The organism is Comamonas sp. CMM03 (assembly GCF_019218715.1).
Lineage (GTDB): Bacteria > Pseudomonadota > Gammaproteobacteria > Burkholderiales > Burkholderiaceae_C > Comamonas > Comamonas terrigena.
Genome location: NZ_JAHUXB010000001.1, coordinates 231292 through 242873 on the forward strand (window position 1 = coordinate 231292; position 11582 = coordinate 242873).

The window sequence follows — 11582 nt, forward strand, 5'->3', positions numbered from 1 at the left end:
GCGTCAGCACCGACCGATTGAACCAGCAGGAGTGCATACATGTCCTATATCGATGGTTTCGTGATCGCTGTGCCCACCGCCAACAAGGAAAAATTCATCGCCCATGCGCGCACGCTGGACCCCATCTTTCTGGAGCTGGGCGCCCTGCGGGTGATCGAGGCGTGGGGCGATGATGTGCCCGATGGCAAGCTCACCGACTTCCGGCGCGCAGTGCAGGCCACGCCCGAGGAAACGGTAGCTTTCTCGTGGATCGAATGGCCGGACAAGGCCACGCGCGACGCCGGCATGAAAAAGATGATGGAAGACCCGCGCATGGACCCGTCCGCCCCCGGCAACCCACCCATTCCTTTTGACGGCAAACGCATGATCTTCGGGGGCTTTGAGCCGGTGGTCGAAGTGAAGGCCTGAAGTGGCCGGGGCAGGGCGGTAGCACCTGTTCAGCAAGCCCAGGCCCGCGCCTGCTTTGCCAGGGTCATAGCACACGCACCGCGCCGGCGTGGGCGCGGCCGTGGGCATTCACCACACACCGCCAGGTGTCACCACTGGTAGGCCAGCTTGGCGACCGCCGTGCGTCCTTCCCCCATATTGCAGGCCAGGGCAAAGAAGCACGATGCCACGTAGTAGCGATTGGTCAGGTTGCGCACATTCAGGCTGGCAGTCCAGCCTTTCCAGCGCGGATCGGCCTGGGCCAGGTCATAGCGCAGCGACAGGTCCCACAGGGTGTAGGCCGGCACTTTGAACGTGTTCAGCGCATCACCCCAGGCGCTGCCCGTGTAGCGGGCACCCAGGCCGACGCCCAGGCCCTGGAGCACGCCGTCATCGAAACGGTGGTCCACCCACAGCGAAGCCATGTGTGCCGGTGCCTTGAACAGACCCTTGCCTTGCACCGTGTAGCCGCTGGACGATGCGTTGTCCTTGGTCACGACGATGTCGTTGTAGCTGTACGCCGCGGCCACACGCATCTGGCGTGTCAGCTGCAGCACGCCTTCCAGCTCGATGCCACGGGAGCGTGTTTCCCCCGTCTGCACGTTGTAGCGCTCATCGTCCGGGTCGATGGTGCTCACGTTCTGGCGGCGCAGGTCGAATGCCGCCAGCGTCACAAAGCTGTCCTGTCCCGGAGGCTGGTATTTGATGCCCACTTCCACCTGCTTGCCCGTTTCCGGGTCGAACGAGGTGCTGCCCCGTGCGGGAGAGGTGGCTCCCGTCACCGGCGTGAAGGATTCCGAGTACCCCACGTACGGGGCCAGGCCGTTGTCAAAGACATAGTTCAGGCCGGCGCGTCCGGTGGTGGCCGACCAGCTGCGGTTGGTGGTGAGTTCGCCGGTCCAGCGGTCCTGCACTTCGGTATCCACTTTGTCATGGCGGCCGCCCAGCGTCAGCACCCAGCCGCCCAGCTTGATCTGGTCCTGCAGGTACACGCCCGTCTGCGTGGTGCGGGTGGATGCATTGACCCAGGACGTGTAGACCGAGGTGTCCACCGCCGCGCCATAGTGGGGTGCAAACACGTTGTCCAGCACGGGGCCCACGCCCCATTTCTCGTTGCGGATCGTATGGCTGCGGCTGTAGTCCAGGCCCACCAGCAACTGGTGCTCGGCCGCGCCGGTCTTCACACGGCCCAGCAGGTGGTTGTCCAGCGCCACCACATCCCCGTAGGCATGGCGCAGCTGGTAGTTGCGCAGCAACTGCGTGCCGTTCACCAGACCGCTGGCGCGTGCCAGATAGTTCTCGTGGTTGTCGAAATTACCGTAGCGGAAATTCTGGCGCACGCTCCAGTCGTCGTTGAACTCGTGGCGGAATTCATAGGCCAGCGATTTCTGCTCCTGGGTCTCCCGGTCAAAGCCCGGCTCGCCCAGGAACCGGTCCATGGGCATGCGGCCGTACGGGCTGCTGCCGTTGACGGCCGCCCAGGGCACGTTGGTGCTCGCCAGTGCCCAGTTCTTCTGGTACACAGCGCGCACATCCAGGCTGGTGCGTGCATCGGGCTGCCAGCGGATGGTGGGCGCCAGGTACACGCGGTCGTCCTTCTGGTGGTCGATGACCGCATCCGCCTTGCGGCCCAGCGCCACCATGCGGTAGAGCAGGGTCTTGTCTTCGTTCACAGGGCCGCTGACATCGGCGGCCAGCTGCATGCGGCGGTCCGTGCCGGGCGACAGCTCGATTTGCCCGCGCTGGTACTCGGTGGGCTGCTTGGACACCAGGTTCACAATGCCCCCGGGGTTGGATTGGCCGTACAGCCCGGACGTCGGCCCCTTGAACACCTCCACACGTTCCACGTCATAGGGCTCTTCGGCCATCATGCCGAAGAAGCCCAGCGGCCGGTAGCGCAGGCCGTCCACGTAGAAATCGGCCGATTGGAAGCCCCGGATGTAGACATTGGTCGCCGCATTCTGCGCACCGCCGCTGTCGGGCCGCACATTGGCCAGATATCGCATGCTTTCACCCAGGTGCTGCACGCCCTGGTCATCCATACGCTCGCGCGTGACCACCGAGATCGACTGCGGCGTTTCCACCAGCAGTGCATCCGTCTTGGTGCCGGTCGAAGCGCGCCGCGCCACATAGCCGCCGGCTGGGCCCCAGGCGGATTCGCGCTCGGCCTGCGCCGTCACCCGCACCTCACCCAGGGTGGCGCCCTGGCCGGCGGCGGCACCCGGTGCCACCACCGGCAGCGCACGCAGCACATAGCTGCCCGGGCCGGCTGCCTGGGCCTGCAGGTTGGAGCCGGCCACCAGGCGCACCAGCGCGTCGTCCACGGCGTAGCGGCCGTTCAGGCCGGGCGTGTTCCGGTTCTGCACCAGGGCCGGGGGCGCACTGATGCTGATGCCGGCATCGGCAGCAAACACCGTCAGGGCCGCAGCCAGCGGGCCCGCCGGGACCTGAAAATTCCGGGCCGTATCGGCAGCCTGTGCGGCCGGCTGGGCCAGAACGCCCAGCGGTGCCATGGCGCCCGCTGCCAGCGCTAGGGTGATGAGCACGGCATGGGCGGTGGCGGTGTGGCGCAGGGCGTGCGCATGAAGGCGGGCAGTGCGGGCCGTGTGGGGCGTATGGGCCACGCAGGATGGGGGCAGGGAGACCATGGTGTTCCTTGGGGAAAGTGCGATGGAAAAGTGCAGTGCAAAAAAGCGCTCCATCGAACAGGACACACCGGTCTTGCAAAAGGGGCCAAACCAGCTCCAAGAAAGGGCCAAACCGGGGCCGGGCCGGGGTCACACCACGCCCCATGGCCCCCAAAAATCAACCGGCAGGCAGCACGGTGACCCAGTAGCGGGTGCGGTAGATCACCTGCACCGGCAGCAGGTGCACCAGGTTCTGCAGCACGGCATCGGTGTCGGCCAGCTGGAAAGCGCCGGTCAGCCGCAGGCCGGCCACGGCCGGATCGCAGCGCAGCAGGCCATGGCGGTAGCGGCCCAGTTCTGCCACAAAGTCGCCCAGCTGCACATCGTCCACGGCCAGCACGCCCCGGGCCCACTGGCCGGCGCCGCTGTCGGCCGGCTGCGCGGCCGCCACCTGGTGCCGGTCGAACGCGGTCTGCTCGCCCGCCTGCAGGCGCAGCGCCGTGGTGGCATCCCGCGGCTGCACGTCCACCGCCCCTTGCAGCACGGCCACCTGGCTGCGGTCGCCCTCGGTGCTCACGCTGAAGCGCGTGCCGATGGCGCGCACCCGCCCCTGGGGTGTTAACACCACCAAGGGGCGGTGCACAGGATTCGGGTCGGGAGCGGTTTCCAGAAACACCGCTCCGGAACGCAGGTGGATGCTGCGTTGGTGGCCGTCAAATTCGATCTGCACCACCGTGGCCGTGTCCAGCGTCATGCGGCTGCCATCGGCCAGCGTCCAGCTGCGCCATTCGCCGGTGGCCGTGGCGTGGCTGGCCGTCCAGCGCTGCCAGGGCTCGGTGCGCCAGGCCAGCCAGCCCGCAGGGGCGGCCACCATCAGCACGGCCAGGGCGCGGGCTGCATCGCGGCGCGCCACACGCTGGGGCCGGCGCAGGCTGCTGCCCAGTGCGGACGGCACGCCGGCGGCGCGCTGGCTCACGGCCAGGGCGCGTTGCCAGGCCTGTTCGTGGGCGGGTGCCTGGGCACGCCAGGCGGCGCAGGCCTGGTGGTCGGCGGCCGTGGCATCACCGTCTTGCAGCTGCACAAACCATTCGGCGGCCTGCAGGGCGACTTCGCGTGACAGCGGGGGCTGCGCGGCAGCGGACACCGAAGCGGATGCGGTGCTGCGGTTCATGGCGCCAGCAAAATGCATTCGGCCATGGCCTGGGCCATATAGCGCTTGACGGAGCGCAGGCCCATGCCCAGCTCCTCGGCAATGGCGGCATAGGTCAGCCCCTCCACCTGGGACAGCACAAACACGGAACGCACCTTGGGCGGCAGGCTGTCCAGCATGGCATCCAGCTCCTGCAGGCTTTGCAGAATGACCAGCTGCTGCTCGGGCGAGGGCGTCTGGGCCTCGGGCAGGGCGGCCAGGGCCTCCAGATAGGCCTGCTCCAGCGACTGGCGGCGCAGGTGGTTGATCAGCAGCCGCCGCGCTACCGTGGCCAGGTAGGCGCGCGGCTCACGCAGCGGCGCGGTCTGCAGGTCGGCCTGGCCCGTAGGCGTGGCCAGCAGGCGCACAAAGGTGTCCTGTGCCAGATCGGCCGCTTCCCAGGCATTGCCCAGGCGCCGGCGCAGCCAGCCCTGCAGCCAACCCTGGTGCGCGGTGTACAGGGCGGTGACTTCGGGGTGGGCGGCGGTGGGCGTGGCAGACATGGCGCAAGTGCAGGCAGGAGGGGTGTCGGCAAAGGGCGTCATTATGAGATCAATTCTCATTTGCAAGAAGCCCTTGCGGTATCCCGTGGCGAACCGGCCACTGCGCTATTGGCACTGCACCGTCGATAGACCGCCCACCAGCGACCCATGGCGCTTCCACTTGCCATCGCGCCGCGTTGTCTCCCCTTATTCCGGCTCATTCCGTTTCGCGCAGCGTGCGCCGCTCCACACCCAGATCCCCCAGGCGCGGCACGCGCGCTTTCAGCCAGCGTCCCAGCGCCCGGATGGCGCTGTCGTGGGCGCTGCCCCGTGGCCAGACCAGGTGGTAGCCGTCGCCGGTGGGCACGGCCGTGGGCACGGCGGCCACCAGCTGTCCGCTGCGCAGGGCGTCTGCGGCCAAGGCCAGGTCCGCCATGCTGACGCCGTGGCCCTGGATGGCGGCGGCCATGCCTTGTTCCAGCGTGTCAAACACCAGGGCCGTGGGGCTGTCCGGCTCCCGGGCCAGACCCAGGCCGGCACACCAGCGGCGCCAGTCGCGCCGGTCGGGGGAAGGGTGGATGACCACGGTGTGCGGCAGTTGCTGCAGCAGCCGTGTGGCCGGTGTGACCTGCTCCGCCTGCGCAGCCGATGCGGCGGGATCGGGAACATCGGGCCCATCCGGTGCCCCCGGCGCTCCCGGTGCATGGGGAATGGGCTGCAGACCCAGTTGCGCCGCCACGGCCGGGCTGCACACCGGCAGCAGCCATTCATCCACCAGCTTCAGGCTGTGCCACTGCGGGTGCGGGCGAAAGTGGCCCAGCAGCACTGCGCAGTCGTACGGCTCGCTGGCAAAGTCCACATGGTCCACATCCATCCACTGGCTGTGCAGCAGCACCCGTTCCTGCGGCAGCGCGGGGCGGTGGGCCTGCAGTGCGGCCAGCAGCCAGCGGGTGGTGAGCGAGGTTGGGGCCTTCAGCCGCAGGCCGTCGCTGCGCTGCTGCATGCGGGCGCAAGCACGTTCGATGGTGCGAAAGCCCGCACTCAGCTCCTGCGCCAGCAGCTGGCCTTCGGCCGTCAGGGCCACGCGCGGGCCGTGGCGGGTGAACAGCGGGCGCTGCAGCTGCGCCTCCAGCGTGCGGATATGGCGGCTGATGGCGCTGGGCGTGAGGTGCAACTCCTCCCCCGCGCGGGTGAAGGATGCGGTGCGTGCGGCGGCCTCAAAGGCGCGCAGGGCATACAGCGGGGGCAGGGGCATGGTTGCGGGACCCGCCCCACCGCAAGCGGTCTGCCGGGCGGGCATTGTGCGTAAAACTCACAGTGTAGATGCGTTATTTGCGTTTTGCGCGCACGCCGTCTCCCGCCAGAATCCGGCCCCGTTTGGGTCCATTTGGGTCCCTTTGAGTCCTTTCTCCTGCCACTGCCACTGCCTCTGCCCGCTCCCATGCCTGCTGCCCTGTTGCTGTCCTATGTGCTGTCCATCGTGCTGCTGATCGCCACCCCCGGCCCGGTCGTGGCCTACATCACCCAGGTGGCGCTGCAGCAGGGCCGGGGCATGGCCTGGCGCACGGCCCTGGGCACCAGCAGCGGGGCGCTGGTGCTGATGGCGCTGGCAGCGCTGGTGGTGGGCGGGGTGCTGGTGCTGCATCCGCAGGCCCTGGCCTGGCTGGGGCTGGCGGGCAGCGGCTTTCTGATCGTGCTGGCCGTGGGCGGCCTGCGTGCCTGGGGCGCCGCAGGGCGGCATAGCACCACGTCCGCAGGGGCTCCCACCGGGCGCCAGGGCGGCTGGCGGCGCGGCTTTGGCGTGGCCGTGGCCAACCCCAAGGACATTCTGTTCTTTGCCGCGCTGTTCCCGCAGTTTCTGCATGCCGCCGCCAACCCGCTGGCGCGGCTGGGCCTGCTGGCCGCCATCTGGGTGGGGCTGGACCTGCTGATCCTGGCCGGCTACATCGCTGCCGCCCAGCACCCGCGCGTGCAGCGCCACCAGCGGGTGCTGACGCTGTGGTCCCTGCTGGCGCTGCTGGCCATGGCGCTGCTGGCGGCCGCCTGGTCGCTGCAGGCGCTGTGGCCGCAAGGGTGATGATGCTGGACGGCGGCGTGCGTTGCCCGAGGGCACTGCGGTATCTTCCTCCCCGCACCCGGGCCGCCGTGGTGCGGCCCCACCCCTGCTGCCCGCCCGCGCACCTGGGCTGGGTGGTGGGCCCGGCTTACGGGCGGATCGCGCTGCGGTAGGCCGCTGCCAATTCGTCCAGTGCGGCGCAGGCCCGTGCATCGCGGGTGTGGCTGTGCAGCAGGACCGGTAGGCGGGGCAAGGCCGGCAGGCCCAGCCGGGCCCCCACGTCCACGGCCCCCAGGGGCAGCATGCGCGGCGCCAGGGCGGCGATGCCCAGGCCGGCCATCACGGCCTGGCTGACGGTGCCCACCCCGCCACCCACAAACACTTCGGCCCAAGGCAGGGCGGCGGCATCCAGCAGCTTGCTGGCCATCTGGCGTACGCCGCAGGGCTCGGCCAGGGTCACGATGGGCAGGGGCTCGCCCGCACGCGGCTGCCAGTGCGGGGCCGCCAGCCAGCCAAACGGTTCTTCGGTCAGCACTTCGCCGTCGGTGCGCCCGCTGTGCAGGCGCACCAGGGCGGCATCCAGTTCGCGCCGGTCATAACGTTGCAGCAGCTCGCCGGATGAGCCTATGCGCAGCACGATCAGCAGATCGGGATGCCGGGCGTTCAGCCGAGCGACCAGCGCCGGCAACTCGGGCCCGGCCACATGGTCGCTGATGCCGATGACCAGGCGCTGGCGCGCGCCGGTGAAGGCGCTCAGGGCATGGTGGTGGGCCTCCAGCAGCGCACGCGCATGCGCCACAAAAGCCGTGCCCTGGGGAGACAGTTCCACGTAGCGGGGCGTGCGTTCCAGCAGGCGGCAGCCCAGCCGGTCTTCCAGGCGCTTGAGCTTCAGGCTCACGGCGGCTTGCGTGGTCTGCAGCGTTTCGGCGGCGCGGGTGAAGCTGCCCAGCTCGGCCACCTGCAGAAAAGTGGCCACGGCATCCAGGTCCAGAGGGCGTTGCACAGGCTGTTTTGTCATTTCAAAAGTTTATCAATGAAATTCCTTTTGATAAATATTTGAAATGCCTAGCATGCAGACATCTTTCATTCTTCACTTGCGGAGGTGTTTCATGCCACTGACCCACATCACCCTGCGTGCCGGCAAGCCCGAGGCCTACCGCCAGGCGATCTTCGACAGCCTGCACCAGGCCATGCACGCCACATTCAATGTGCCCGAGGACAACCACTTCGCCACCATGGCGGAATGCGAGGCTTCCCACTTCCGCTACAACGCCTCCTACCTGGGCGTGGCGCGCAGCGACGATCTGGTGATCATCCAGATCACCGCCAACAACACCCGCAGCGAGGCGCAGAAGAAAGCGCTGTACCGCCAGATCGTGGAGCGCCTGGGCCGCAGCCCCGGTGTTCGCCCGGAGGATGTGTTCATCAGCCTGGTCGAGGTGGACCGGGCCAACTGGTCGCTGGGCCATGGCGAGGCGCAGTACGCCTGAACCGGCGCCGGGGCTAGGCCCCTGGCCTGCTCTCCGGCTGCAGTCCCATGTCCGCCCCGGCCTCCCGCTCCTGCGCAGCCGTTTCCAGCAGCCACTCGCGCAGGGCGGCGGCGGCCGGGCGCAGCGGCGTGTGGCGTGGGGACACCAGGTAATAGCCCTTGTCCACGGCCATGCGCAGGCCCAGCGGCTCGCACAGCACACCGTCGCGCAGTTCCTGCTGGACCAGCAGCGGGCTGCTCAGCACCACGCCCTGGTGGTGGCGCGCGGCCTCGATGGCCAGCATCGACTGGTCAAAGTGCAGGCTGGGCAGCTGGGCAATCTGCGCATCGCCCAGGCTGCTGAAGCGCCGCAGCCAGTCGCGCCAGTAGGGCAGCAGCGTGGTGTGCAGCAAGGTGGCGCGGGCCAGATCGTCCGGCTGGTGCAGGCCCAGGCGCTGGGCGTAGCCGGGCGCGCAGTACAGGTGGGCGCTGTCGGCGTACAGCAGTTCGGCCTGCAGACCCGGGGCCTGGCCGCCGAAGTGGCGCACCGCCAGGTCCACGCGGTCGCGCTCGAAATCCACCATGTCGGTGGTGGCGCTCAGGTGCAGCGAGATGTCCGGGCGCCGCTGCAGAAACGCCGCCATGCGCGGCGCAAACCATTTGGCGGCCAGCGTGGGCGGCATGGACAGCCACACCTGGTGCGCATCCAGCTGACGCAGCTGGTCGCTGGCCTGCTGGATGCGCGCCAGCGCCGGTTGTACGGCGGCCCAGTAGGTCTGGGCCTCGGGCGTGGGCTGGATCTGGCGGATGCTGCGCACAAACAGCGGCTGTCCCAGCCATTCCTCCAGCTTCTGGATCTGCTGGCCCACGGCGCCGGGTGTGACATGCAGCTCCGCTGCTGCCATGGTGAAGCTGTGGTGTTTCATCACCGCATCGAAAACCGCCAGAGACTTTAGGGGGAGAGGGGTAGGCATGGTGCAGAAATTCTATTCCATGGCAGTTTTTAAATCGTTTGTCGCGCAGGCGCGGAGATTTGACAATTTCGCCATCGTGGATCGCCTGTGGGCGTGAGGAGTTGGTATGTCGGAGTGCGAGCAAATGGTGGGTCAAGTGATGGGCCGATGGAGAGGACGCGTGATGGCGCGCCGCCTGCAACGGGGGCACGCATGAAGGCCCGGGGCGCTTGGGGCCTGGTGCTGGTCGCCGCCGCCATCCTGATGGTGACCATGGGCGCGCGGCAGTCGCTGGGGCTGTTCATGTCGCCGCTCAACTCGGCCACCGGCTTGGGCATTGCCAAGATCAGCCTGGCCATGGCCATCGGCCAGCTGGTGTGGGGGGCGGTGCAGCCGGTGTTTGGCGCCGTGGCCGACCGCTGGGGCCCGGGTCGGGTGATCGTGATCGGTGCCGCACTGCTGGCGGCCGGCTGCGCGCTGACCACCCAGGTCACCAGCGAATGGGGGCTGATCGTGGCCGTGGGCCTGCTGAGCGCCGCCGGCGCCGGGGCGGGCAGTTTCTCCATCCTGATCGGCGCGACGGCACAACGCATCCCGGCCAACCGCCGTTCGGTGGCCGGCGGGGTGATCAATGCCGGTGGCAGCATGGGGCAGTTCATTTTTGCACCGCTGAACCAGGCGGTGATGACGGCATTCGGCTGGGTGTCTGCCATGTGGATGATGGCCGTGCTGGCGCTGTCCACCGCGCCCATGGCCTGGTGGCTGCGCGGCACGCCGCGTGCGGCCGCTGCAGCAACCCCGCAAGCCCCTTCCGCCACAGCAGCACCGGCCGCTGCGGCAGCGCCCGCCGGCACCACGCTGCGCGAGCAGCTGCGCCAGGCGCTGCGCAACAAGAGCTACTGGTGCCTGCACGCCGGGTTCTTCACCTGCGGCTTCCACATCGCCTTTCTGGTGACGCACATGCCGGGCGAGGTCGATCTGTGCGGGCTCAGCGCCAATGTGGCGTCCACCTCGCTGGCCATCATCGGCCTGGCGAACGTGGCGGGCAGCCTGGTCGTCGGCGCGCTGGGCGAGCGTGTGCGCATGAAGATGATCCTGTTCTGGATGTACCTCTCGCGCGTGGTCGCCATCCTGCTGTACCTGGCGGCGCCCAAGGAGCCGGCCACCTTCTACATCTTTGCGCTGGCGCTGGGGGCCACCTGGCTGGCCACCGTGCCGCCCACGGCGGGGCTGACGGCCAAGCTGTTCGGCACCCGCTACCTGGCCACGCTGTTTGGCCTGACCTTGCTGAGCCACCAGGTGGGCGGTTTTCTGGGGGCGTGGCTGGGCGGCATCGCCATCACCACCACCGGCAGCTACGAATGGATGTGGTGGGCCGATGCGGTGCTGGCCCTGCTGGCAGCGCTGGTGAACCTGCCGATCCGCGAAGCCCGCCTGCCGGCGCGCACGGCAGCGGCCGCTGCCTGACCGGCACGGCACGCCACGGCGGCTGCCGCAGCCACCGTGGTCCTGGCCGGGGCCCACGGCAGGCGCACGGGACACGGCCCACCTCACATGCTGGCCAGCGTCTGGGCGTGCTGGCGGGCCAGCGCCTCCTTGCGTTCGCTGTAGCGGTCCACCAGATACGGGGCGGCATCGCGTGTCAGCAAGGTGAACTTGACCAGCTCTTCCATCACGTCCACCACGCGGTCGTAGTAGGGCGATGGCTTCATGCGGCCTGCCTCGGTGAATTCGTCATAGGCCTTGGCGACCGAGCTCTGGTTGGGAATGGTCAACAGCCGCATCCAGCGGCCCAGCACGCGCAACTGGTTGACCGCGTTGAAAGACTGGGAGCCGCCGCTGACCTGCATCACGGCCAGGGTCTTGCCCTGCGTGGGGCGCACCGCCCCTTCGGACAGCGGAATCCAGTCGATCTGCGACTTCATGATGCCGGTCATCGCGCCGTGGCGCTCGGGCGATGTCCAGACCATACCTTCGCTCCACAGCACCAGTTCGCGCAGGGCCTGCACCCTGGGGTGGTCGGCCGGCGCGGCGTCGGGCTGGGGCAGACCTGCGGGGTCGAAGATGCGCACCTCGGCACCCATGCCCTGCAGCAGGCGTGCCGCTTCCAGGGTCAGCAGCTTGCTGTACGAGCGCTCGCGCAGCGAGCCATACAGCATCAGGATGCGCGGTGCGTGCGTGGACGGCTGCACCGCGTGCAGCGCCTGCTGTGTGGGAACGCGGAAGCTGCCCGGGTCGAGCTGGGGGCAGAGGACTGCGGCAGATGACGCAGTGTCGGGGGGAGTGTCGGAGGTGATGTCGGAAGGCGTATCGGAAATGGCAATGGTGGACATGCGGCGGTGCTCAAGGATCAGGTGACAGGCAGACAGGCAGACAGGCAG

Annotated in this window: 11 protein-coding genes; 4 read left to right on the forward strand and 7 right to left on the reverse strand. The window is 68.7% G+C overall.

What is annotated here, in order from left to right; genetic code table 11:
• The first annotated feature begins 39 nt into the window (after positions 1–39).
• A complete protein-coding gene (locus KW830_RS01000; protein ID WP_218331638.1) occupies positions 40–408 on the forward strand; it encodes a DUF1428 domain-containing protein in 369 nt (122 codons plus the stop codon).
• 128 nt (positions 409–536) lie between these two features.
• On the opposite strand, the gene KW830_RS01005 is transcribed toward KW830_RS01000, so the two are convergent.
• The 4 genes from KW830_RS01005 to KW830_RS01020 form a co-directional block, all read right to left on the reverse strand.
• Positions 537–3074: a TonB-dependent siderophore receptor gene (locus KW830_RS01005; RefSeq protein ID WP_218331640.1), complete on the reverse strand. Its 2538-nt coding sequence runs from the start codon at positions 3072–3074 to the stop codon at positions 537–539.
• A gap of 157 nt (positions 3075–3231) precedes the next feature.
• Positions 3232–4224, reverse strand: a complete 993-nt coding sequence (locus KW830_RS01010) for a FecR domain-containing protein (RefSeq protein ID WP_218331641.1) — start codon at positions 4222–4224, stop codon at positions 3232–3234.
• Positions 4221–4745: a sigma-70 family RNA polymerase sigma factor gene (locus tag KW830_RS01015; RefSeq protein ID WP_218331644.1), complete on the reverse strand. Its 525-nt coding sequence runs from the start codon at positions 4743–4745 to the stop codon at positions 4221–4223. Before KW830_RS01015 ends, KW830_RS01010 begins: the two co-directional genes overlap by 4 nt.
• A gap of 196 nt (positions 4746–4941) precedes the next feature.
• The gene (locus KW830_RS01020) at positions 4942–5979 is read right to left on the reverse strand and encodes a LysR family transcriptional regulator (RefSeq protein ID WP_218331646.1); all 1038 of its coding nucleotides are present in this window, start codon (positions 5977–5979) and stop codon (positions 4942–4944) included.
• Positions 5980–6165: 186 nt separating this feature from the next.
• Here KW830_RS01020 and KW830_RS01025 point away from each other — a divergent pair, with 186 nt between their 5' ends.
• Entirely contained in the window at positions 6166–6801 is a 636-nt protein-coding gene (locus KW830_RS01025) for a LysE family translocator (RefSeq protein WP_218331648.1), read from the forward strand.
• 127 nt (positions 6802–6928) lie between these two features.
• Here the strand turns inward: KW830_RS01025 and KW830_RS01030 are convergent, their stop codons facing one another.
• Positions 6929–7798, reverse strand: coding sequence for a LysR substrate-binding domain-containing protein (locus KW830_RS01030; RefSeq protein ID WP_218331649.1), 870 nt, complete (start codon positions 7796–7798; stop codon positions 6929–6931).
• A 91-nt stretch (positions 7799–7889) separates the two neighbouring features.
• Between KW830_RS01030 and KW830_RS01035 the strand changes: the two genes are divergently transcribed.
• Positions 7890–8270: a tautomerase family protein gene (locus tag KW830_RS01035; RefSeq protein WP_066533509.1), complete on the forward strand. Its 381-nt coding sequence runs from the start codon at positions 7890–7892 to the stop codon at positions 8268–8270.
• Between the two features lie 13 nt (positions 8271–8283).
• Here the strand turns inward: KW830_RS01035 and KW830_RS01040 are convergent, their stop codons facing one another.
• Positions 8284–9222, reverse strand: coding sequence for a LysR substrate-binding domain-containing protein (locus KW830_RS01040; RefSeq protein ID WP_218331651.1), 939 nt, complete (start codon positions 9220–9222; stop codon positions 8284–8286).
• A 192-nt stretch (positions 9223–9414) separates the two neighbouring features.
• On the opposite strand from KW830_RS01040, the gene KW830_RS01045 reads away from it, so the two are divergent.
• Complete coding sequence (locus KW830_RS01045; protein WP_218331653.1) at positions 9415–10668, forward strand: MFS transporter; 1254 nt, start codon at positions 9415–9417, stop codon at positions 10666–10668.
• A gap of 83 nt (positions 10669–10751) precedes the next feature.
• Here the strand turns inward: KW830_RS01045 and arsH are convergent, their stop codons facing one another.
• The gene (gene arsH / locus KW830_RS01050) at positions 10752–11534 is read right to left on the reverse strand and encodes an arsenical resistance protein ArsH (protein WP_218331655.1); all 783 of its coding nucleotides are present in this window, start codon (positions 11532–11534) and stop codon (positions 10752–10754) included.
• Positions 11535–11582: the final 48 nt, after the last annotated feature.